Source organism: Pinisolibacter aquiterrae (assembly GCF_019160155.1).
Classification (GTDB): Bacteria; Pseudomonadota; Alphaproteobacteria; order Rhizobiales; family Ancalomicrobiaceae; genus Pinisolibacter; species Pinisolibacter aquiterrae.
Map to the genome: position 1 here is coordinate 158,430 of NZ_JAFNIH010000061.1, position 22,675 is coordinate 181,104.

A 22,675-nucleotide genomic window follows, 5' to 3' on the forward strand; every position below is an offset into this window, starting at 1 on the left:
GGATCAGTCGAGCGCGGGGCCGGCCAGCGAGCGGTCGAGCGCGCCGATCTCGTCGCCGATGGCGGTGAGCGCCTCCTCGGCCTCGCGACGCAGGTGCTCGAGCTGCTCGGTCTGGCGGATCAGATGATCGCGCAGACTGGTGAGGCGGTGCTCGAGCGGCTCGCGCGAGGTGGTCAGTCCGAGCAGATCGCGGATCTGGACCAGGCTGAAGCCGATCTTCTTGGCTCGCAGGATGATCTGGAGCCGCCGTCTGTTCTCGGCGTCGTAGAGCCGGGCCATTCCGTCACGCGCCGGCTTGAGAAGGCCCTTGGCCTCGTAGAACCGCATCGCTCGCAGGGTCACGTCGCATTCGCGAGCCAGCTCCCCGATCGTCCACATGCGCTCGCGGTCGGCGATCTCGCCTCGCACGAGCGACGCCATGTCTTCTGCGCCATCCATCACTTCGTTCGTCCATCCGTTTTTTCGACTCCACGTCGTTCGGGTCCGGCGTACGGCTCGTGATGGCCGCTTCGATCGCAAGACTCGCAAGCGTGGCTTTTGGTGCGAAGGCGAAAGGTGACACCCCCGGTCGTCGGTAAGTCCATTATTTTTTTCGAGCCGTTTCGGCATGGCTGCCATGCGCGAGTCCTGCCGTAACGTTCTTCCTCTTCCGATTGTACTTCCTCGGGAAACCTCCTTCGCGGAACCTCCCGGAGCCGCGCTTCGGTCCGCCCCGGCATGGGGCGGCGCATGCACCGATCGTCCACGAAGATTACGAAAGCATCACGCTCGGGCGGCTTTCTTAACCTGTTGTTTACCGTGTTCGAAAAATCTGTCGGCGAAGCTCCGGCCGGTTTCCATCCGAGTCGCGGAACGGGATCGGGCGGCGGCGCCGTCCCCGGCGACCGGCCCGAGCGAACGACCGGATCAGCCGGCGCCGGTGGAGGTAGGACATGTCGCGGAGCGGACGAGGGTTCGAGGACGAAGCCCGACAGCGCGTGATCGACGCGGCGCGGCGATCCGGCATGTCGGTCGGCGATCTCGTGCGCGCCCTCGCCGAGCCGATCGCCCCGGCCGAGCGGCCGGCCGTCGCCGACACCTCGCTCGCCGGCGACTTCGGCCGCCGCCTCGACGAACTCTCCGAACGGATGCGCCGGCTCGGCACCGGCGAACGCCCCGCCCCGACCGCGACGCGGGCTCCGGCCCGCGCGTCCCGTGTCGACGCGGTCGACGAGACCGCGCTCGACGAGATCGCCGCCACCGTCGACCGCCTCAGCGGCGCGCCCCGCTCGCGGACCCGACCGGCGCCGGTGCGCAGCGACGAGACCAGCCGCATTCTCGAGACCCTCGAGGCGCTCGATCTCAAGGTCCGCTCCCTCACCGAGGACAAGGCACCACGCCGGCCGGCGCGGTCGGCCGCCGAGACGCCCACCCCGGCCCGCACGCGCTCCAAGGCGGTCGTCACCGAGGAACGCCGGCCGACCCGTGCCGAGACCGAACGGACGCGTCCGATCGAGGCCCCGGCGCCCTACGTCGCCGACACGCTCGACCGCCAGTTTCGCGAGTTGGGCGAGAAGATCGAACAACTGCGCGGCCGCGACGACCGCGACGGCTCGGCCCCGCTGATCGCCGAGATCCGGGCGCTGCGCGCCTTCATCGAGAACCGCTCCGGTGGCGGCGCCGAGGTCTCCGAACAGATCCGCCGGCTCGCGGGCAAGATCGATCGGCTCGCCGAATCTCGACCCGAGCGCGACGTGATCGAACCGTTGGTGACCGAGATCGGCCGGCTGCGCGACGTGGTGCTGCAGTCGAACTTCGAGGGCTCGCTGAAGAGCATCGAGGCGGGTTACGGCCACATCGTCGACCGTCTGGACGACCTCAAGCGCGGCCTCGCCGGCCCGCGTCCGGAAGGCCGGATCGACGCCGAGATTTCGGAGATCCGCAACCTCCTGCGCACCGTGCCGCAGGTCGGTCATCTCTCCTCGCTGGAGCGCAACCTCACCGCGCTGACCGACAAGTTCGAGCGGCTCGCCACCCGCGACGAGACCCCGGCCGCACAGCAGATCGAGCGCCGGCTCGCCGATCTGCGCACGCAGATCGACGCCTTCGATCCGGCCGCCGTCACCCGCTCGCTCGACCAGCGCCTGAAGGCGGTCACCGACAAGCTCGACGCGCTCGAGCGCGCCTCGCGCGGGCCGGTCGCCTCCGATCGGGTGATCACCCTGCTCGAGGAACTGCGCACCATCGCCGGGGGCAATCGCGCCGCCGACGAGATTCGGGCCCTCGACGCGCGGATCGCCGAACTCGGCGAGCGCATCGCCGACTTCGAGACGCGGCGGCCGACCTTCGACGACACCGATCGTCTGCATCAGCGCATCGCCGAGATCGCCGGCAAGCTCGACGCGATCGTCGAGGGCGACGACGGGCGGCGGACCACCGACGCCCTGGAATCGGCGGTCGCGCGGCTCGACGCGGCGATCGCCAAGGCCTCCGGCCCGCAGGCCGATGCCCAGCTCGACGCCCGGTTCGATCGTCTGCTCGACCGGCTCGACCAGCGCCTGCCCCCCGACCCCACCGCCGAGGTGGAGAGCCTGACCCGTGAGATCGCCGCCATGCGGCGCGACCTCGCCGCCTCGCGCGGCAACGAGGACCTCGAGGAGCAGATGCGGCTTCTCGCCGAGCGGATCGACCGCTCGGTCGCCCAGGACGGCGACGACGAGGCGCTCGCCCAGATCGAGGAACAGCTCTCCCGCATCTCCGGCCAGATCGAAGCGACCCAGGATCGCTTCCAGGACATCGGCGCGCTGGAGGGCCACATCCTCAAGCTCGCCGAGCGGATGGAGGATCAGCATCTCGACGCCGTCACCGCCGCCCGCGAGGCGGCGCGCGAGATGGTGCGTGAGCTGGCCGAGAGCCGCGAGGACGGCTTGGCGGAAGAGGCACTGCGCGCCCTCCAGGGCGATCTGCGTTCGCTTCAATCGGCGGCGCGCGACACCGAGACCCGCACCAACGACACGCTGATCTCGCTGCACGACGCGCTGACCGGCATCGTCGGGCGCCTGACCGCGATCGAGAAGATCGCGCAGGGCTCGGCCCGTTCGGCCGCCGCCGCGCGCAATGCCGCCCAGGCGGCGGAGACCGCGGCCCAGGCGGCCGTCCATCCGGCGCCCCCGGCCGTGGCGAGCCCGTTCTCGGCCGCGTCGCCGGCCGTGACCCCGACGGTCCGCGCCGTGGCGAGCGAGCCGCTGGCGGCGCCTGCCGCCGAACCGGCCCCGTCCGAGCCGACCGAGGCGCGACCCACCATCGCCGGCCGGCCCGTCGCCACCAATCCGATCGCGCGGGCCCGCGAGCTCCTGACCGGCTCGACCGCGCCGGAAGACAATCGTCCACTCGAGCCGGGGTCCGGCAAGCCGACCGCGCGGCCGCTGCCGCGGATCGAGCCGATGGCGATGCCGATCGCCGATTCGGCCGCCCCGAGCGCGCGCAAGGCCGACTTCATCGCCGCCGCGCGCCGCGCCGCGCAGGCCGCCGCCGCCACCACCGCGCCGACCGCTCCCGTCGAGGCCGCGTCCGCGACGGTGCAGCCCGGCGATCGCCCGGCGCCCGACGCCACCGCCGAGCCGCGCGACTCCGGCGCGCTGGCGCGGATCGGTCAGGTTCTGAAGACCCGGCGCCGGCCGCTGGTGCTGGCCACCGCCGCCGTGGTGCTGGCGATCCTCACGCTTCAGATGTTGCCGGGGTCCAAGGCGCCGACGACCAAGACCGCCGACGCCGAGGTGAAGGTCGAGCAGACCGCTCCGAAGACCACCGCCGCCGTGCCGGCGACGGCCCCGACGCCCGCTCCGGCCGAATCGATCCTCACCAAGACCCCGACCGGCGAACCCGCCGTCGGCTTCTCGATGCCGCTCGCCACCGACGGATCGGGTGGCGCCGCCTCCGCCGTGCCGACGACGACGCCGGCCCCGAGCGAGGTGCCTCCGCAGCGCACCAGCGCGCTCGGCGGCGTGCCGCTCGCCGGCGAGGAGAGCGCACCGACCGTCACCGGCTCGATCCCGACCACCGCCGCCACACGCCCGGCGACGCCGCCCGCCGCCGAGGCGACGACCGCGCTGCCGGAGACGATCGGCCCCGAGGCGCTGCGCAGCGCCGCCGTCGCCGGCGACGCCAAGGCCGCCTTCGAAATCGGTCTGCGCTATGCCGAGGGACGCACGGTTCCGGCCGATCTGACCAAGGCGGTGGCGTGGTACGGCCGCGCCGCCGACAAGGGGCTCGCCACCGCGCAGTATCGGCTCGCCGTCGCCTACGAGAAGGGCCTCGGCGTCGCCCGCGACCCGGAGAAGTCGAAGGCGCTCTACAAGGCCGCGGCCGAGCAGGGCAACGTGCGCGCCATGCACAATCTCGGCGTCATCTACGCCAATGCCCGCGACATGGCCTCGGCGGTGCCGTGGTTCCAGAAGGCGGCCGATCTCGGGCTCAAGGACAGCCAGTTCAATCTCGGCATCATCCACGCCCTCGGCTCGGGCGTGAAGCAGGACCTCGCGGTCTCCTACAAGTGGTTCGCGCTGGCCGCGCGCCAGGGCGACGCCGAGGCGGAGAAGAAGCAGACCGAGGTCGCCGGTCATCTCGACAAGGTCAATCTGGCCGCCGCGCGCATGGCGGTTCAGACCTGGGTGCAGCGTCCGCTGGTGCGGGCGGCCAACGACGAGGTGCGCGGATGGGGCGAACCGGCGAGCGCCGCCGCCCAGCCGAGCGCCGAGGACATCGTCCGTCAGGCCCAGTCGCTCCTGAAGGCCAAGGGCTTCTACGTCGGCACGATCGACGGCGACGCCGGCCCCTCGACCAAGTCGGCGATCCGCTCCTTCCAGAAGAAGGCCGGTCTGCCGCAGACCGGCGAGATCGACCCCGCCCTGATGCGGGCGCTGGCCGGCGGCCGCGCGCTCTGAGGCGGGCCGGTCCCCGCCCGGGCGGGGATCACGGCCGGGCGAAGGTCGCCTTCGCCCGGCGCGGCACCAGCATCGACAGCGACAGGCCGCGCATGCCGAGGAAGGCGAGGAACGCGGCCCACAGGCCGTGATTGCCGAAGAGCGGGAACAGCACCGCCCACAGCGCCAGATAGACGACCAACGAGGCGACCATCATCCGCGCCATGTCGCGGGTCCAGGTGGCGCCGATGAAGACGCCGTCCATCTCGAAGGCGAGCACTCCGGCGAGCGGCGTCGCCACCGCCCAGGGCAAGAAGCGCAGCGCCTCTTCGCGCACCTCGACGCTGGTGGTCATCCAATCGATCGCCGTGCCGCCGGCGAGCGCCAGCACGACCGAGGCGAAGGCCGCCAGCGCGAAGCCGCCGCGTGTCGTCAGCGACACCGCTCGGTCGAAGGCGGCACGGTCGCGGGCGCCGACGGCGCGACCGACGAAGGTCTCGGCGGCGGCGGCGAAACCGTCGAGGAAATAGCTGACGAAGAGGAAGAGCTTCTCGAGCACCGCATTGGCGGCGAGGATCGCCGCCCCTTGGCCGGCGCCCTGGCGGGCGAAGAAGGCGAAGGCGGCGATCAGCACGGCGGTGCGGATCATGATGTCGCGATTGATCGCCGCGAGTCCGGAGAGCGCGGCGAGATCGAGGATGCGACGGCGTTCGGGCCAGGGGCCGCTCGCCCGCGCCACCGAGAGCGCGACCGCGGCGGCGAGCGCGATCGCCTCGGCGGCGAGCGAGGCCTTCGCGACCCCGGCGACGCCCTCGCCCCAACTCGAGACGAACAGGATCGCGAGGACGATGTTGGCGGTGTTGAGCACGAGCTGGAGCAGCAGGCCGACCACCGCGCGGCCCTGGCCGAGATACCAACCGAAGATCGCCTGATTGGCGAGGATCAGCGGCGCGGCGAGAAGCCGGATCTCGGCATAATCGCGGGTGGCGGCTCGCACCGCCTCGTCGCCACCGACGACCGTCACGCCGAGGCCGACGATCGGGCCGCGCAGCAGCACGATCGCGAGGCCGGCGACGAGGGCGAGGAGGCCGGCGCGCGCCAACACCGCGTGCCGCTCGATCGCATCGCCGCGCCCATGGGCCTGGGCCGTCAGCGCGGTCGTGCCGGCGCGCAGGAAATAGAAGATCGAGAAGACGAGATCGCAGACGATCGCGCCGAGGGCGACGCCGCCGATCGCCACGGGATCGCCGAGCCGGCCCACCACCGCCGTCGCGACCAGCCCGACCAGCGGCGTCGTCAGATAGCCGAGCGTCATCGGCACGGCGACGGCGAGCACGTCGGCGAGGCGGAGCGGCGCGGACGCGGGCGTCTCGCTCACCGAGCGCGGCCGGTCAGGCGCAGAACGAACCAGACCGGCACCACCAGCACCGCGCCCCAAAGGAGATAGCGCAGGATGCGCATCACCGCGTCGGTGCCGAGATGCAGCACCCAGTCGACGAAACGGTCGATGTTGCCGATCAGCCGGCCGACGAAGGTGACGGGGTCGAGGCCGATGGTCTCCAGCACGAAGCCGACGACGATCGACAGGAACACGAGCCACAGGACGGTGCGCAGGGGCGAGCCTCCGGTGAAGCGCGTCAGGGCATTGCGATCCATCGATCTCACTCCGTCCGGTCCGATCCCTGCGGCGATAGCATGGGCGCGACGGCCGGTCGAGAGCGACCTCCCCCTGAGCCCGGCCGATCGCCCGCAGCGCGTGAGGGCGGCCTCTTGCGGGCCGATCGGAACGAGCGCATCACTCCGCGCCCTCGTTCTCCGGATGCCCCCCATGACCCCTGCCTCGGACCCCGCCTCCTCACGTCTCACCTCGGGTGATCCCATCGCCGATCGGCGGTTCCAAAGGGCCCGCGACTATGCGGCCGGGGGAGATCCGGCGGCGGCGGCCGAACTGATGGAACAGGCGCTCGAAATCGCGCCGGATTGGGCGGCGGGCTGGTTCGCGCTCGGCGAGTTCCGCCTCGCCGCCGCCCTCGAGACCGAGGCGGTCGCCGCCTTCGAACGGGCGATCGCGCTCGATCCGAGCGACCGTTGCGGGGCGACGCTGCGCCTCGCCCGGCTCGGCGCCCGGCCGGTGCCGGACGTGCCGCCCGCTGCCCATGTGCGGGATCTCTTCGACGGCTACGCGGCCCGGTTCGAGGACAGTCTGATCAACCGACTCGGCTATCGCGCGCCGGCTACCCTGGCGGAGGCGATCACGGCCTTCACGGGCGCGCGCCGCTTCGCTTCCGGGCTCGATCTGGGCTGCGGCACCGGCCTGATGGCGCGAGCGCTGGCCAGGCGCGTCGATCGACTCGACGGGGTCGATCTCTCCGCGGCGATGATCGACGTGGCGCGGGCGAGCCGGCTCTATCACGGGCTCGAGGTCGGCGATCTCCTCGCCGCGTTGGACCGGCGCGCCGACGGGACGCTCGATCTCGTCACCGCCGCCGACGTCTTCTGCTATCTCGGCGACCTCGGCGCGATCTTCGCGGCGGTGGCCCGGGTCACCACCGCCGAAGGGCTCTTCGCCTTCACTGTGGAGAAGGCCGGCGACGACGAGGGCATTCGCCTCGGCGAAGGTCTGCGCTATGCTCACGGGCGCCGCCATCTCGAGACGGCGGGCCGGGCCGCCGGATGGTCGAGGATCAGTCTCGAGGAGACGGTGTTGCGCCGGGATCGCGGACAGGACGTCGTCGGATTCGTCGCCGTGTTCACGAAATCGTGAATTGAGAACGCGCAACCTGAACGGCGGCTGAACGGTTCACTCACGTGCCGTGCATCCGTCATGCGGCATAGTGACGACCATGAACGAGCCGCCCGGTCGTCCCGGCCTCCGGCGGCCCGGTTCGACGGGAATGAAACCATGAAGACGCTTCCGATCGCGCTGGTTCTCTGTGGCCTCTCGGGCGTCGGCCTCGCCGGTTGTCAGACCGTGGAGGACGACGGCTACTACGGCCGCTCCTATTCCACGGTCGAGTATCGCACCGGCTATGGCCGGGGCTACGACTACGACTATGGCTATCGGGAGCCGGTGCGCCGCGCGCCGCCGCCGCGCTACGTCGTCCGGCCGGTCCCGCCCCCGCCGCCGGTGTGGCAGGGCGGCCAGCGTCCGCCGGTGTGGCAGGGCGGCCAGCGTCCGCCGGCGTGGCAGGGCGGCCAGCGCCCGCCGCAGGTCGTGCCGAGCCACCGCCCGCCGCCGCAGGGGCAGATCTTCCAGCCCGTGCCGCAGACCTCCGACATCGGCCGTTGATGCCCGGGGGGTGATCCGTCGCCCCTCCCGCTCCTCGCCGTCCCTCGCCATGATCCAACGTGCCGTTTCGGGGTTCGACCTCGACGGCGCACGCGGAGTTGCGCCATGAAGCAGTTCGTCACCGGCCTGATGATCGCCGCCACCCTGACCGGCGGCCTCCTCACCTCGGTCGCCCCCGCCGACGCCCAGTATCGGCATCGCCCGGGCCCCTATTACTATCACCATGATCGTGGCGGCTATTATCACCGCGATCGTGGCGGCGATGCCGCCGCCGCGGCCGCTCTCGGGCTGGTCGGCGGCATGATCCTCGGCGGCGCGCTCGCCCAGTCGTCGCGGCCGGACTACGTCTACGAGGACGACTACGCCTATCGGCCGGCGCCGCGCCGAGTCTACGAGGAAGACTATCCGCGTCCGCGCCGGGGCGTGCGCTGCCGGACCTTCATCAAATACGACATGTACGGCAAGCCCTACGAGTTCAAGGACTGCGACCCCTGAGTGAGACGGCGGCTCCCCCGCCGCCCTCCTCGGCATCTCGCGCGAGGCCGATCTTCCCCCGGATCGGCCTCGTCTTTTCGTTCCCCCTCGACGGCGCGCGACGGCGCGATTACCTCTCGACGGGTGACCACATCGCCGAACGCCTCGCCCCCGCCGATCCTGCCCGACCGTTTCGCGACCTGGTTCGCGGCGCGGGGCTGGTCGCCGCGTCCCCATCAGGCGGCGCTTCTCGCGGCCGGGCGTGAGGGACGATCGGTTCTGCTGGTCGCGCCCACGGGCGCCGGCAAGACGCTCGCCGGCTTTCTGCCCTCCCTGGTCGATCTCGCCGCGCGCCCCCTGATGGTGGCGAGCGGGCGCGGCGTCGCGCGGCGCGGCATCCACACGCTCTACGTCTCGCCCTTGAAGGCACTCGCCGTCGACGTCGCCCGCAACGTCGAGCGCCCGATCGCCGAGATGGGGCTCGAGATCTCGCTCGAGACGCGCACCGGCGACACGCCCGCCCACAAGCGTCAGCGCCAGAAGATCGCCCCGCCCGACATCCTGATGACGACGCCGGAACAGGTGGCGCTGCTGCTCGGCTCGCGCGAGGCGCCGGATCTGTTCGGTTCGCTCGACACGGTGATCTTCGACGAGCTGCATGCCCTCGTCACCTCCAAGCGCGGCGACCTCCTGGCGCTCGATCTCGCCCGGCTCAGACGCCTGTCGCCGTCGCTGCGCGCCGTCGGCCTCTCGGCCACGGTCGCCGATCCGCACGAACTCGCCGCCTGGCTGGTGACGCAGACGCCCGGCGCGGCGCGGGCCGAGGCCGATCTGGTGACGGCGCCGGCGGGCGTGCCGGCGATCGTCGAGATCCTGGAACCGGAGGCGCGGATCCCGTGGTCGGGCCATCTCGCCCGCCATGCCATTCCGGCCGTGCTCGAGGCGATCGCCCGGGCGCGGACCTCGATCGTCTTCGTCAACACCCGCGCCCAGGCCGAACTCGTGTTCCAGGACCTGTGGGCCGCCAACGACCAGGGGCTCCGCATCGCGCTCCATCACGGCTCGCTCGACGTGGCGCAGCGGCGCAAGGTCGAGGCGGCGATGGCGGCGGGCGGCGGGCCGGCCGGGCTCGACGCGGTCGTGGCGACGTCGACGCTCGATCTCGGCATCGACTGGGGCGACGTCGATCTCGTCATCCACGTCGGCGCGCCCAAGGGGGCGAGCCGGCTCGCCCAACGGATCGGCCGCTCCAACCACCGCCTCGACGAGCCGAGCCGGGCGCTGCTGGTGCCGGCCAACCGTTTCGAGGTGCTCGAATGTCTCGCCGCGCGCGAGGCCAATGCCGAGGGCACCCAGGACACGCCGCCGATCCGTGCCGGCGCGCTCGACGTGCTCGCCCAGCACGTGCTCGGCTGCGCCGTCGCCGCGCCCTTCGCCGCCGACGAGCTCTTCGCCGAGGTCACCTCGGCGCTGCCCTATCGCGCGCTCGCCCGCGAGACCTTCGACCGCGTCGTCGACTTCGTCGCGACCGGGGGCTATGCGCTGCGCGTCTACGAGCGCTGGGCCAAGATCCGGCTCACCAAGGACGGGCTCTGGCGGGTCTCCAATCCGCAGATCGCCCAGCAGTGGCGGCTCAACGTCGGCACGATCGTCGAGATGCCGATGGTCAAGGTGCGGCTGATCTCCGACGCCAAGGGGCGGATCCCGCGCTGGGGCGGCAAGCTGCTCGGCGAGATGGAGGCCTATTTCTTCGAGACGCTGACCTCGGGCGACACGTTCCTGTTCGGCGGCGAGGTGTTGCGCTTCGTGGCCTTACGCGAGACGGAGGCGCTGGTGGCGCGGGCGCCGGGGCGCGATCCGCGCATCCCCTCCTATTGGGGCGGCAAGTTTCCCCTCTCCACCCATCTCGCCGAGCGGGTGCGCGGCCTCCTCGCCGATCCCGATCACTGGCGGGTCCTGCCGGCGCAGGTGCGCGAATGGCTGGAGCTGCAGCGCGCCCATTCCCGCCTGCCGGGGCGGACCGAGCTGATGGTCGAGACCTTTCCGCGCGGCGACCGTCACTACATGGTGGTCTATGCCTTCGAGGGGCGGCTGGCGCACCAGACCCTCGGCATGCTCCTGACCCGGCGGATGGAACGGGCGGGGCTCCGGCCGCTCGGTTTCGTCGCCAACGACTATTGCCTCGGCGTGTGGGCGGCGACCGACCTCGGCGCGGCGCTCGCCCGGCGGCGGCCGGCGCTCGACGCGCTCTTCGACGAGGACATGCTCGGCGACGATCTCGAGGCCTGGCTCGACGAGAGCGCGCTCCTGAAACGCACCTTCCGCAACTGCGCGATCATCGCCGGGCTGATCGAGCGGCGCCATCCCGGCCAGGAGAAGAGCGGACGGCAGATGACCGCCTCGACCGATCTCGTCTTCGACGTGTTGCGCTCGCACGAGCCCGACCACATCCTGTTGCAGGCGACTCGCGCCGACGCGGCCCATGGTCTCCTCGACGTGCGTCGTCTCGCCGACATGCTGGCGCGGGTGAAGGGGCGGATCCGCCACGTCGCGCTCGATCGGATCTCGCCCTTGGCGGTGCCGATCCTGACCGAGATCGGACGCGAGCCGGTGCCGGGGACGGCGGGGGAAGAGATGTTGGCGGAAGCGGCGGAAGCGCTGATGGCGGAGGCGACGGCGTGACGAGCGAGACGATCCCCCTCGGCGGCAGCCGCTTCGAGGTGAACGGCGAGGTCCTGGTCGGCCTGCCCTCGGGCGCAGCCTGGTGGCCGGCGACGCGGACGCTGATCGTCGCCGACATGCATTTCGAGAAGGGGTCGTCCTTCGCCCGGCGCGGATCGCTGCTGCCGCCCTTCGACACCAGCGCGACGCTCTCCCGGCTCGAGGCCGACGTCGCGGCGCTGGCGCCGGCCCGAGTGATCTCGCTCGGCGACGCCTTCCACGATCCCTTCGGTCCGGAGCGGCTGGAGCCGGGCGCGCGGGCGCGGCTCGCCGCCCTCCAGAGCGGGCGCGAATGGCTCTGGATCGACGGCAACCACGACGCGGCGACGGTCGCCGAGATCGGCGGCGAGCGGGCGAGCGAGGCGGCGATCGGGGCTCTGGTGTTCCGCCACGAGCCGGCGCCGGGCGACACGCTCGCGGCGATCGGCGAACTCGCCGGCCATCTCCATCCGGCGGCGCGGGTCAGGGTGGCGAGCGGCAGTGTGCGGCGGCATTGTTTCGCGACCGACGGGCGGCGGGCGATCCTGCCGGCCTACGGCAGTCTCGCCGGCGGGCTCGACCTCGCCGCGCCGGCCTTCGCCGGGCTGTTCGCGGCCGAGCGGTTGGTCGCTCATCTCCTCGGCGACGCGCGCGTCCATGCCATGCCGGCGCGGGCGATCGTCGGGTTCGGGATCAGTCGCGACGGAACAGGACGCCGCCGAGCCAGCCGGTGAAGAGCGCGATGAAGACCGAGAGCAGGCCGTAGGTCGCCGACCAATGGGCGGCGAGATCGGCGACCTGCTGCTCGAAGCCGGTCTTGACCACCTCGATCTCGGAGACCTGCTCGGCGAGCGCGCTGCCGTCGCCGAAGAGGACGGTGCGCACCTTGTAACGGCCGACCGGCACCTCCGCCGGGATCGGCAGGGTCGCCGCCCACAGGTTCTGACCCAGTCTGCGGACGCCGCCGGGATATTCCCTGTAGAGGCCGTCGCGCCGCTGAAGGCGCAGATAGGCGTCGCGGAAGGCGACCGTGCCGGCCAGCACCTCGACGCCGCCGGGCACCGTCTCCGGCAGGATCAGCGCGTCGAGGCCGACCTGCGCGGCCTTGAGCGTCGACACCGGGGCCATCTCGGCGATCGGCTTGGTGGTGGCGACGGCATAGAAGCTCGGCGCCACATAAGTGCGCGAGTCGCGGTTCACCCAGATGCCGACCAGACGATCCTTGCGCCGTGTGACGACCGAACGGCTCGGGCCGACCAACATCACCGCGACGTCGTAGCCGCCGCCGCGCCCGACCGTGGTCGCGTCGCGCTCGACGGTGCCGTAGACGGTCAGCGTCGTGCCGGAGAAGTTGGAGGTGATCTCGACCCTCTTGGTCGAGGGCTCGAAGACCAGCGTCTCCGCCCCCGCCGAACCGGCGCCGAGGAGGAGCGGGAGGACGAGGCCGGCGCGGGCCGGGAGCGAGCCGAGGAGGCGGAGCGCGCGCATCACTTCGCCCCTCCCCCGACCGGCACGGAGAGGGAAAAGCGATCGGCCGGCGTCACCACCAGTTCGACCGCGAAACGGATGCCGACCGCCAGGATCAGGAGGCCGAGCAGCGCCCGGAGCTGTTCGCCCTTGAGACGCTGGCCGATCTGGGCGCCGAACTGGGCACCGATGACGCCGCCGACCATCAGGAGGAAGGCGAGGACGATGTCCACGGTGTGGTTGGAGGCCGCCTGGAGGAAGGTGGCGAAGGACATGGTCGCCACCATCTGCACCAGCGAGGTGCCGACGACGATCGCGGCGGGCACCTTGAGCAGATAGATCATCGCCGGGACGATCAGGAAGCCGCCGCCGATGCCGAGCAGGGTGCCGAGGAAGCCGATGCCGAGACCGAGCGCCAGCACCGGGATCGCCGAGATCACCAGATGAGAGCGGGGAAAGCGCACCTGGAACGGCAGGCCGTGCAGAACGCCGTGCTGGCGCAGCTTCTTCGGCGGCGGCACGTTCTGGGAGCGGTTCGCCAGGATGGTGCCGATGCTCTCCCAGGTCATGAAGCCGCCGACGAAGCCGAGAAAGACGACGTAGCAGAGGCCGATCACCAGATCGAGTTGGCCGACCTTGCGCAGGAGCGCGAAGACCTCGACGCCGATCCCCGAGCCGAGCATGCCGCCGACCAGGAGATAGGCGGCGAGCTTCCAGTCGATCAGTTTGCGCCGCCAGTAGCTGAGCGCGCCGGAGGCCGAGGAGGCGACCACCTGGGCGGAGACGCTGGCGACCGCCACCGCCGGCGAAATGCCGGAGAACACCAGGAGCGGCGTCAGGAGAAAGCCGCCGCCGACCCCGAACATCCCCGAGATGAAGCCGACCGCCCCACCCACGCCGAAGATCATGAACATGTTCACGGGCCATTCGGCGATGGGCAGGTAGAGTTGCATCGATCACACCGGGCGGGTTGGAGGCGGCGGGAGACTCATGAGAATTTTCTAATCGATGCGATCCGCACATTCGAGCCCTTATTGCGGGGCTCGCTGGTATTTCGCCATCACAGCGGCGTGTCGGGATCCCGCGCCGCCCACAGATCGGTCCGCGATCCCACCAGTGCGGCGAGCGAGGAGAGGCCGTCGCGGGTGAGCCGCGCGGAGAGATGGCGCAGGATCTTCTCCACCAGCACCGGCCCCTCGTAGACGAGGCCGGAATAGACCTGAACGAGGTTGGCGCCGGCGGCGATCTTCTCCCAGGCCGCCTCGCCGCAATCGATGCCGCCGACGCCGACGATCGGCAGATCCGGGCCGACCAGACGGCGCATGCGGGCGAGCACCACGGTCGAGCGATGGAACAGCGGGCGGCCGGAGAGGCCGCCAGCCTCCTTCGCGCCGGCGGTGTCGACGAGGCCCTTGCGGTCGAGTGTGGTGTTGGAGACGACGAGACCGTCGACGCCGCTCGCCAGCGCCACCTCGGCGACGTCGGCGAGGCCGGCGTCGCCCATGTCCGGGGCGATCTTCAGGAGCACCGGCACCCGGCGCGCGCCGGTCGCGGCGATGGCGTCGCGGGCCGCCAGAACCCGACCGAGCAGATCGGTCAATTGGTCGCGCGCCTGAAGGTCGCGCAAGCCGGGCGTGTTGGGCGAGGAGACGTTGACGGTGAACCAGGAGGCGAGATCGGCGAAGGCGCGGATGCCGGCGACGTAGTCGGCGATCCGGTCGGCGCTGTCCTTGTTGGCACCGATGTTGACGCCGACGAGACCGCCACGGGCACGGCGGGCCTCGAGCCGGGCGCGCATCGCCGCGTGGCCCTGGTTGTTGAAGCCGAGGCGATTGATCACGCCGCGATCGGCCGGCAGGCGGAACATGCGCGGCTTCGGATTGCCGGGCTGGGCGAGCGGGGTCACCGTGCCGACCTCGACCGCGCCGAAGCCGAGGGCGAGCAGCGCGTCGGGCACCTCGGCGTTCTTGTCGAGGCCGGCGGCGATGCCGACGGGGTTCGGAAATTCGAGATCGAACAGGCGCACCACGAGGCGCGGGTCGTGCGGCGGGGCGCAGCGCGGCGCCAGCCCGGTCGCCAGGGCCTTGATGGTCAGGCCGTGGGCGACCTCGGGATCGAAGCGGAAGACCAGGGGACGGGCGAGGCCGTAGAGATCGATCACGTGTCCAGCTCCGGAAAGACATGAGCCCCGTCGGGGCCGAGCGGCAGATCCTTCACCCAGGAGACCGCGTCGGGCGCGAAGGTGCCGTAGAGATGGGGAAAGAGCGCGCCGCCGCGCGACGGCTCCCAGCGCAGCCGGTCGCCGAGGCTCTCGGCGGAGAGCGCCACCAGGAGGAGATCGCTCCGCCCGGCGAAATGCTTCGCCGCGGTCTCCGCCACCTGGGTCGCGGTCGAGAAATGGATGAAGCCGTCGGCGAGGTCGACCGGCGCGCCGGCGAACACGCCCGCAGCCCGCGCCGCCGCCCATTGGGCGCGGTCGGTGATCTTGTAGAGCAGGGTCATCGCGAACCTTCGTTCGGCCGCCGACACGCGGGGCCGGCGGCATTCGAGCGGACCCTAGACGGCACCGGATGGCATCGCAAGTCGGCTCTCCACGGACGCGCGTCACGACCTCAACCGCTGATTGATTTGCCTCTATCGGACGAACATGCGAATCGGTCAATGATGGGCGCGGACGGGTTCGCCCCCCACAACCACGGCGCCCTCTGGACCTCGGCGCCCGCGCGGCGCCACGGGGAGGTGAGGCTCGTGCGTGACGTCCTTCCGCGACGGGAGCTACTCTACGGGGCGCCGCCCGGGATCGGGTCGGGCGACCGGCGTCGCGAGACGGGAGTGAAGACGAACATCCGAGCAGACGACGATCCGCGAGACAGACCCCGCGAACGAGGCTGAGAGGCCGATGGAACGGTCCAAGACGAACCATGATCGATTGTGGGCTGCGATCGACGCGATCGCGGCCCGCCATGGCCTCAGCCCCTCCGGTCTCGCGCGCAGGGCCGGGCTCGACGCCACCGCCTTCAACAAATCGAAGCGCTTCACCGCCGACGGCCGGCCGCGCTGGCCCTCCACCGAGTCGATCGCCAAGATCCTCACCGCGACCGGGTCGGATCTGACCGAGCTGGTCGGGCTGATCGACGCGCGGATGCTGCGCCGCCGTGGCGCGGCGATGGCGACGACCGGCGACGGCGACCCGGGATTTCCCGGCTTTCGCGACGACGCCCACGGCGCGCCGCCGCCCACCGACGGCGGCGGCGGCCATCTCTCCTTCGAGGTCGCCGATCACGGCATGCTGCCGATCTATCGCAAGGGCGACCTGCTGGTGGTCGCGCCCGATGCGGCGGTCGCGCCGGGAGATCGGGTGGTGCTTCGGATCGACGACGGCGCGCTCGAGGCACGGGTCTATCTCGGCCGCGACGACGGGGGACGGGTCTTCGCGCCGCTCGCCGGCGGCGCGCGCGACGTGATCGCCGACGGCCGGGTCTCCTGTCTCGCGCGCATCGTCTGGGTCCGCCAATGAGATCGCTCGCCCGCCCCCTGGTGCCGGCGCTGGCCGCCGTGGCGGTGCTCGTGGCGGCCGCCCCCGGCGGGGCCGAGGTGCGGATCATCACAGGGCCGGGGATCAGCCCGCCGCCGTCGCTCGAGGGCGCGCCCGAACGGATCGCTCCGCCGAGGCCGCCGGCAGAGCCGCCGGCGCCGATCGTCGAACGCCGGCTCGGGCCGGTCGTGGTCGAGAGCGCGGCCGAGATCCGGGCCGGGCGACTGCGGATCCGTCTCGCCGGCGTCGAGGCGGTCGCGCGCGACGAGGTGTGCCGCGACGCGAACGGCGAGGACTGGGCCTGCGGCCGGCGCGCGCTCGCGGCGGCGCGGCGTCTGGTGCGGTTGCGGCCGGTCGTCTGCCTGCTGCCGAGCGACGCCCGGCGCGGCACCTACGATGCGGCCTGCACGCTCGCGGGCGAGGATCTCGGCCGGCAGTTCGTCGCGGCCGGGTGGGCGCGGGCGACGGCCGGCGGTCCGCTGGTCGCGGCGGAGGCGGACGCAAAGGCGGCCGGGCGCGGATTGTGGGGGGCGGCGCCGGTGGTCGCGGCCCTGCCGGATCTGCCGACCCCGAGCGACACGTTGCCGCCCGATCTCACCACCGCGCCGCTCGCCGACGGCGCCGCGACGCGGCTCGACGAGACGCCGGCGAGCCCGCCGACGGCCGTCACTCCCGCGCCCGGCCGGTGAGAGGGTCGGGCGCGAGAGGCGGTCGGCTCACGCCGTGGCGAGGGTTCCCGCGAGGGCCTTCTCGATCAACGCCCGGGTCTCGGCGACGCCGTAGAGCGCCACGAAGGAGCCGAAGCGCGGCCCCTTCTCCTGACCGAGCAGGATCTGGTAGAGGCCGGCGAAGAAGTTCAGCGACACGCCGGGCCCGCCGTCCGGGCCCTTCTTGGCCGGGTCGGGGAAGTGGGTGCGGCCGACGTCGAAGACCGCCGTCTGAATGACGTCGGCATCGACCCCGGCCGGCAGCGCGGCGAGCGTCGCGTCGAGCGCCTCGAGGGCGGCGCGCTCGGCCGGTTCCGGCGCGCGGAACACTTTGGTGGGCTTCACGAAGTCGTGGAAGTAGCGGATCGCGTAGCCGACCAGACGGTCGAGTTCCGGCGCGTTCTCCGGCGTCACGTCGGGAGCGACGCGCTTGAGGAAGCCCCACAGCACCTCGCGATCCTCCGCGTTCGACGCCGAGACGAGGTTCATCAGCATCGAGAAGGTCGCCGGCATGTGCTTCCTCGGCGGCTCGCCGCCGTGGATGTGCCAGACCGGGTTCGAGAGCTTCTGATCGATCGTCTGGCGATCATAGGCGTCGAGGAACTGGTAATATTCGTCGACGTTGCGCGGGATCACGTCGAAATAGAGCTTCTTGGCCGCCTTCGGTTCGCGGAACATGAACAGCGACAGGCTCTCCGGCGAGGCATAGGTCAGCCACTCGTCGATGGTCAGGCCGTTGCCCTTCGACTTGGAGATCTTCTGACCCTGATCATCGAGGAAGAGTTCGTAGTTGAACCCTTCGGGCGGACGGCCGCCGAGGACGCGACAGATCTTGCCCGACGTCTTGACGTTGTCGATGTGGTCCTTGCCCGACATCTCGTAATCGACGCCGAGCGCGGCCCAGCGCAGCGCCCAGTCGGGCTTCCACTGCGCCTTGCAGCCGCCCGACAGGATCGAGGTCTCGTATTTCCTGCCGGTGTCGGGATCGGTCCACACGATCGTGCCCTTCGAGGCGTCGCGCGCGTCGATCGGCACCTGCATGACGACGCCGGTCTCCGGATGGACCGGCAGAAAGGGCGCATAGGTCTTGCGCCGCTCCTCGCGCAGCGTCGGAAGCATGATCTCCATCACCTGATCGTAGCGGGCGAGCATGATCAGGAGCGTCTCGTCGAGCACGCCGCGGGCGTAATAGTCGGAGGCGGAGGCGAATTCGTAGTCGAAGCCGAAGGCGTCGAGGAAGCGGCGGAGCATGGCGTTGTTGTGATGGCCGAAGCTCTCGAACTGCTCGAAGGGATCGGGCACCACGGTCAGCGGCTTGCCGAGATTGGCCTTCAGGAGCTCCTGATTGGGGACGTTGTCGGGCACCTTGCGCATGCCGTCCATGTCGTCGGAGAAGCACAGGAGCTTCGAGGGGACCTCGTTCTTCGTCAGCACGTGGAAGGCGTGGCGCACCATGGTGGTGCGCGCCACTTCGCCGAAGGTGCCGATGTGGGGCAGGCCCGACGGGCCGTAGCCGGTCTCGAAGAGGACCTCTTTCTTCGGATGTTTCTCCAGACGAGCGACGATCTTCTTCGCCTCCTCGAACGGCCAGGCCTTGGTCTTGGCGGCCGCCGCGAGAAGTTCGGGCGAAAGATCGAGCGCGCGCGGGATCCGAGCGGTCATGAGTGAAGTCCTCTGGAAATGGAGAGAGAGTAAGACGCTCCGCAGAGCGGGCGTGGACACTAGGCCCGGGGGGAGAGGGCGTCAACATGGCCGATCCGGCCCGCCTTGCCAGGGACGAGCCACCCGCTTAGGGTCCGCCGCGATCCAAGCCAACTCGGGGAGCCGACATGTCGAAGACCTTTTCCGCCCACGAGGCGCTCATCCATCTCATGGTCACCGTGTCGATGGCGGACCGCACCATGACGGAGAAGGAGATCGGCGAGATCGGTCTGATCGTCGAGACGCTGCCGGTGTTCGCGGGTTTCGATCGCACCCGCCTCGGCGCGATCGCCACCGAGACGGCGGAAATGCTCGAGAGCAGCGACGGGCTCGACGTCATCCTGCGGCGCGCCAAGGAGGCGCTGCCGACCAAGCTCTGGGAGACGGCCTACGCGCTCACCGTCGAGGTGGCGGCGGTCGACATGACGGCCGGCCAGGAGGAACTGCGCTTCCTCGAGATGATCCGCGACGCCTTCGATCTCGATCCGCTCGTCACCGCCGCGATCGAACGCTCGGCGCGGGTTCGCTACCGGAAGATGTGAGGGGGACGGTCCGTCGGTTCCCGAGGAACGGCCTTCCCGAGCTCTGCTGCCGTCATCCCCTTCCGCTCCGCTTCGCTCCGGCCGGGGATGACGACCTCGAGGCTCAGAGAAAACCGGCGGCGACGGCCCGACTCAGTTCAGCACCCGCGCGGCCTGGGGCAGGTCGAGCGAGAAGGCCGGGATCTCCGCGTCGAACCAGTCGCCGGTCCCGGTCTCCATGCGGTAGTGGCCGACCATGAAGCCGGACGAGGTCGCGAGCGGGCAGCCGGAGGTGTACTCGAAGCTCTCGCCGGGCTGGAGGATCGGCTGCTCGCCGACGACGCCCGGTCCCGAGACCTCCTGGATCTGGCCGCGCGCATCGACGATGCGCCAATGGCGCGCGCGCAGGCGCACCACCTCCGTGCCGAGATTGGTGATCTCGACCGTATAGGCCCAGAACCAGCGATTGTCGGCGGGATCCGACTTGTCGGCCTGATATTCAGGCGTCACCGTCACACGCACGCCTCGCGTCTCGGCCTCGTACATCGCCCTCACCTTTCGCTCGTCGCTCGTCATCCGACCGGCGGTTCGCCGGCATCATGCCGAAATGCGCGCGACGTGCAAAGGCACGGATGCGCGAGGCGCGACACCGCGTCCCCCACGCGCCCGTGGCCGAGGGGGTCGCGACCCGCGAGCCCCCCGAAGGCCGGTCCGTGGACGGCGCGGCGTCAGACCGCCGCGCGCGCCGCCTTCGCCGCCTCGGTCACGTCCTCGATCAGATCCTCGATGTCCTCGAGGCCGACCGAAAGCCGCAGGAGCCCGTCGGAGATGCCGAGCTCGGCCCGCACCTCGGCCTTCAGGCGCTGGTGCGTCGTGGTCGCCGGATGGGTGATCAGGCTCTTGGCATCGCCGAGATTGTTGGAGATCTTCACCACCTCGAGCGCGTCGGAGAAGGCGAAGGCGCCGGCCTTGCCTCCCTCGACGTCGAAGGCGATCAGGTTGGAGCCGCCCCGCATCTGCTTGGCGATGATCGCCGCGTTCGGGTGATCGGCGCGGCCGGGATAGATGACGCGGCCGATGCCGTCGAGCCCGGCGAGCGTGTCGGCGAGGCGGGCGGCGTTGGCGGTCTGCTTCTCGACCCGGAGCGCCAGGGTCTCGAGGCCTTTCAGCATGACCCAGGCGTTGAAGGGCGAGATCGACGGGCCGGTCTGGCGGATGAAGACCTGGAGGTGGTCTTCGACGAACTTCTGCGAGGACAGCACGATGCCGCCGAGGCAGCGGCCCTGGCCGTCGATGTGCTTGGTCGCGGAATAGACCACCACGTCGGCGCCGATCGCCAGCGGCGACTGCCACAGCGCGGTGGCGAAGACGTTGTCGACCACCAGACGGGCGCCGGCGGCATGGGCGATCTCGGCGATGGCGGCGATGTCGTAGACCTCGAGGGTCGGGTTGGTCGGGCTCTCGAGGAAGAGCACCTTGGTGTTCGGGCGGATCGCCGCCTTCCACTGGTCGAGGTCGGAACCGTCGACCAGCGTCGAGGCGATGCCGAAGCGCGGACAGAGATCCTCGACCACGTAGCGACACGAGCCGAACAGCGCCTTGGCGGCGACGACGTGATCGCCGGCGGAGACCTGACAGAGGATCGCGGAGGTCACCGCCGCCATGCCGGTCGCGGTGGCGCGGGCGGCCTCCGCGCCCTCGAAGGCGGCCATGCGGTCCTCGAACATGGTCACGGTCGGATTGCCGAAGCGCGAATACTGATAGCCCGGCGAGGTCCCGAGGAAGCGGGCTTCGGCTTCTTCCGCGGTGGCGTAGACGAAGCCTTGCGTCAGGAACAGAGCCTCGGAGGTTTCGGCCCACTGCGAGCGGAGCGTGCCGCCGTGGACGAGTTCGGTCGAGGGACGGCGGCGGCGGGGAGTTTCGGTCATGGTCTTGCAGCTCCGATCGGTCCCTCGGGCGCGGCGCCCGAGAAACGAAAAACCCGGCCGACGGGCGCCGGACCGGGTTCACTGTCCCAGATCCCGGCCCTTTTAGCAGCTTTCTTTAACGTGGCGGCAAGCCGGCCGGCTCAAATGACCACGGAAGCCTCGTTCCTATTCCCAACGCGCGGCCCCGTCAAATCAGCGTCTTCTGATGAACCGGCGAGCCGGTTCGAACACGGCGCCCCCAACGCGAGACGGTGGCGCGACGGGCACCGATCGGCTAGGAAACGAAACGAAATTCGAAACATCGGGCGAATGAGCGGTGACATGAGTGGGCTCGACGGCGCGGGCATCCTGGCGGTTCAGGACATCACGGCGATGGCGGCCGGCGGCGGTATCGTGACGACACGCCCCTTCGACGCCGATCAGATCCAGCCGGCGAGCCTCGATCTGAGGCTCGGCACCCTCGCCTATCGGGTCCGCGCCTCGTTCCTGCCGGGGCCCGATCTCTCGGTCGAGGCGAAGATCCGGGCGCTGACGCTGCATGTGGTCGATCTCTCCCAAGGGGCGGTGCTCGAGACCGGCTGCGTCTACGTCGTGCCGCTGATGGAGAGCCTGGCGCTCCCCCCCGACGTCGCGGCCTCGGCCAATCCGAAGTCCTCGACCGGCCGGCTCGACGTCTTCACCCGCGTCATCTGCGACCGCACCCGCGCCTTCGACACGATCCCGGCCGGCTATCACGGCCCGCTCTACATCGAGATCAGCCCGCGCACCTTCCCGGTCCTGGTCCGGGCCGGGTCGCGGCTCTCGCAGATCCGGTTCCGGCGCGGCGACACACGGCTCGGCGACGCCGACCTCGCCGAGCTCCACGCCCGCGAGACGATCGTCTCCGGCGGCGACGCGGTCTTCCAGGGCGGCCTCACGCTCTCGATCGATCTCCAGGGCACGGCGACGGCGCCGTCCGGCCACGGCAATCGGGTGGGCTGGCGGGCCAAGCGCCACACCGGCGTCGTCGACGTCGACCGGAAGGCCGGGCTCGACGCGCTCGACTTCTGGGAGCCGATCGACAATCGCGGCCGCACCTCGCTGATCCTCGATCCGGACGAATTCTACATCCTGGTCAGCCGCGAGGCGGTGCACGTGCCGCCCGACTACGCCGCCGAAATGGTGCCGTTCGATCCGCTGGTCGGCGAATTCCGGGTTCACTACGCCGGCTTCTTCGACCCCGGTTTCGGCCATGCCGAGGCCGGCGGAGCGGGGGCGCGGGCGGTGCTCGAGGTGCGCAGCCACGAGGTGCCCTTCATCCTCGATCACGGCCAGTCGATCGGCCGCCTCGTCTACGAGCGGATGCGGGTCCGGCCCGAGCGGCTCTACGGCGAGACCGGATCGAACTATCAGGCGCAGGGCCTGAAGCTCTCCAAGCATTTCCGGGTCTGAGGCCGCGGGCCGAAGGTGCCC

General features: G+C 71.0%; 20 protein-coding genes and 1 riboswitch. Of the genes, 10 read left to right on the forward strand and 10 right to left on the reverse strand.

Annotated elements, in window-relative coordinates:
- Nucleotides 1-3: 3 nt before the first annotated feature.
- Complete coding sequence (locus J3S89_RS22200; protein ID WP_230489010.1) at nucleotides 4-420, reverse strand: MerR family transcriptional regulator; 417 nt, start codon at nucleotides 418-420, stop codon at nucleotides 4-6.
- Between the two features lie 512 nt (nucleotides 421-932).
- On the opposite strand from J3S89_RS22200, the gene J3S89_RS22205 reads away from it, so the two are divergent.
- A complete protein-coding gene (locus tag J3S89_RS22205; RefSeq protein WP_217931637.1) occupies nucleotides 933-4,922 on the forward strand; it encodes a peptidoglycan-binding protein in 3,990 nt (1,329 codons plus the stop codon).
- A gap of 28 nt (nucleotides 4,923-4,950) precedes the next feature.
- Here the strand turns inward: J3S89_RS22205 and J3S89_RS22210 are convergent, their stop codons facing one another.
- Nucleotides 4,951-6,279, reverse strand: a complete 1,329-nt coding sequence (locus J3S89_RS22210; RefSeq protein WP_230489009.1) for an MATE family efflux transporter — start codon at nucleotides 6,277-6,279, stop codon at nucleotides 4,951-4,953.
- Nucleotides 6,276-6,557, reverse strand: a complete 282-nt coding sequence (locus tag J3S89_RS22215) for a DUF6460 domain-containing protein (RefSeq protein WP_217931639.1) — start codon at nucleotides 6,555-6,557, stop codon at nucleotides 6,276-6,278. The genes J3S89_RS22210 and J3S89_RS22215 overlap by 4 nt, the downstream gene beginning before the upstream one ends.
- 172 nt (nucleotides 6,558-6,729) lie before the next feature.
- On the opposite strand from J3S89_RS22215, the gene J3S89_RS22220 reads away from it, so the two are divergent.
- The 5 genes from J3S89_RS22220 (at nucleotide 6,730) to pdeM (ending at nucleotide 12,098) form a co-directional block, all read left to right on the forward strand.
- Entirely contained in the window at nucleotides 6,730-7,665 is a 936-nt protein-coding gene (locus tag J3S89_RS22220; RefSeq protein ID WP_217931641.1) for a class I SAM-dependent DNA methyltransferase, read from the forward strand.
- A 138-nt stretch (nucleotides 7,666-7,803) separates the two neighbouring features.
- Nucleotides 7,804-8,190: a hypothetical protein gene (locus J3S89_RS22225; protein ID WP_217931643.1), complete on the forward strand. Its 387-nt coding sequence runs from the start codon at nucleotides 7,804-7,806 to the stop codon at nucleotides 8,188-8,190.
- Nucleotides 8,191-8,295: 105 nt separating this feature from the next.
- The gene (locus J3S89_RS22230; protein ID WP_217931645.1) at nucleotides 8,296-8,685 is read left to right on the forward strand and encodes a hypothetical protein; all 390 of its coding nucleotides are present in this window, start codon (nucleotides 8,296-8,298) and stop codon (nucleotides 8,683-8,685) included.
- A gap of 123 nt (nucleotides 8,686-8,808) precedes the next feature.
- Nucleotides 8,809-11,346 (forward strand): ligase-associated DNA damage response DEXH box helicase, encoded by a 2,538-nt coding sequence (locus tag J3S89_RS22235; RefSeq protein WP_217931647.1) that lies wholly within the window; start codon nucleotides 8,809-8,811, stop codon nucleotides 11,344-11,346.
- Entirely contained in the window at nucleotides 11,343-12,098 is a 756-nt protein-coding gene (pdeM, locus tag J3S89_RS22240; RefSeq protein WP_230489008.1) for a ligase-associated DNA damage response endonuclease PdeM, read from the forward strand. The genes J3S89_RS22235 and pdeM overlap by 4 nt, the downstream gene beginning before the upstream one ends.
- Here the strand turns inward: pdeM and J3S89_RS22245 are convergent.
- The 4 genes from J3S89_RS22245 to J3S89_RS22260 all read right to left on the reverse strand — a co-directional run bounded on the left by J3S89_RS22245 (nucleotide 12,058) and on the right by J3S89_RS22260 (nucleotide 15,333).
- On the reverse strand, nucleotides 12,058-12,852 hold the full coding sequence (locus J3S89_RS22245) for a TIGR02186 family protein (protein ID WP_217931649.1): 795 nt from the start codon (nucleotides 12,850-12,852) through the stop codon (nucleotides 12,058-12,060). The genes pdeM and J3S89_RS22245 overlap by 41 nt on opposite strands.
- Entirely contained in the window at nucleotides 12,852-13,784 is a 933-nt protein-coding gene (locus J3S89_RS22250; protein ID WP_217931651.1) for a sulfite exporter TauE/SafE family protein, read from the reverse strand. The genes J3S89_RS22245 and J3S89_RS22250 overlap by 1 nt, the downstream gene beginning before the upstream one ends.
- A 107-nt stretch (nucleotides 13,785-13,891) precedes the next feature.
- Nucleotides 13,892-14,992 carry a quinone-dependent dihydroorotate dehydrogenase gene (locus tag J3S89_RS22255; RefSeq protein WP_217931653.1) on the reverse strand — a complete coding sequence of 367 codons (1,101 nt, stop codon included), beginning with the start codon at nucleotides 14,990-14,992 and terminating at the stop codon, nucleotides 13,892-13,894.
- On the reverse strand, nucleotides 14,989-15,333 hold the full coding sequence (locus tag J3S89_RS22260) for a DUF952 domain-containing protein (protein ID WP_217931654.1): 345 nt from the start codon (nucleotides 15,331-15,333) through the stop codon (nucleotides 14,989-14,991). Before J3S89_RS22260 ends, J3S89_RS22255 begins: the two co-directional genes overlap by 4 nt.
- A 397-nt stretch (nucleotides 15,334-15,730) precedes the next feature.
- Between J3S89_RS22260 and J3S89_RS22265 the strand changes: the two genes are divergently transcribed.
- Complete coding sequence (locus J3S89_RS22265) at nucleotides 15,731-16,348, forward strand: S24 family peptidase (protein ID WP_217931656.1); 618 nt, start codon at nucleotides 15,731-15,733, stop codon at nucleotides 16,346-16,348.
- Complete coding sequence (locus J3S89_RS22270) at nucleotides 16,345-17,055, forward strand: hypothetical protein (RefSeq protein WP_217931661.1); 711 nt, start codon at nucleotides 16,345-16,347, stop codon at nucleotides 17,053-17,055. The genes J3S89_RS22265 and J3S89_RS22270 overlap by 4 nt, the downstream gene beginning before the upstream one ends.
- 27 nt (nucleotides 17,056-17,082) lie before the next feature.
- Here J3S89_RS22270 and J3S89_RS22275 read toward each other — a convergent pair whose 3' ends face one another.
- On the reverse strand, nucleotides 17,083-18,735 hold the full coding sequence (locus J3S89_RS22275) for a lysine--tRNA ligase (protein WP_217931662.1): 1,653 nt from the start codon (nucleotides 18,733-18,735) through the stop codon (nucleotides 17,083-17,085).
- A 167-nt stretch (nucleotides 18,736-18,902) separates the two neighbouring features.
- Here J3S89_RS22275 and J3S89_RS22280 point away from each other — a divergent pair, with 167 nt between their 5' ends.
- Entirely contained in the window at nucleotides 18,903-19,316 is a 414-nt protein-coding gene (locus J3S89_RS22280; protein ID WP_217931663.1) for a tellurite resistance TerB family protein, read from the forward strand.
- Between the two features lie 132 nt (nucleotides 19,317-19,448).
- On the opposite strand, the gene apaG is transcribed toward J3S89_RS22280, so the two are convergent.
- Together apaG and J3S89_RS22290 are read right to left on the reverse strand one after the other, a co-directional pair.
- Complete coding sequence (apaG, locus tag J3S89_RS22285; protein WP_217931667.1) at nucleotides 19,449-19,841, reverse strand: Co2+/Mg2+ efflux protein ApaG; 393 nt, start codon at nucleotides 19,839-19,841, stop codon at nucleotides 19,449-19,451.
- Nucleotides 19,842-20,023: 182 nt separating this feature from the next.
- Nucleotides 20,024-21,223 (reverse strand): O-succinylhomoserine sulfhydrylase, encoded by a 1,200-nt coding sequence (locus tag J3S89_RS22290; protein WP_217931669.1) that lies wholly within the window; start codon nucleotides 21,221-21,223, stop codon nucleotides 20,024-20,026.
- Between the two features lie 81 nt (nucleotides 21,224-21,304).
- Nucleotides 21,305-21,385, reverse strand: a riboswitch (SAM riboswitch).
- A 159-nt stretch (nucleotides 21,386-21,544) separates the two neighbouring features.
- On the opposite strand from J3S89_RS22290, the gene J3S89_RS22295 reads away from it, so the two are divergent.
- Entirely contained in the window at nucleotides 21,545-22,654 is a 1,110-nt protein-coding gene (locus tag J3S89_RS22295) for a 2'-deoxycytidine 5'-triphosphate deaminase (protein WP_217931672.1), read from the forward strand.
- Nucleotides 22,655-22,675 lie beyond the last annotated feature (21 nt).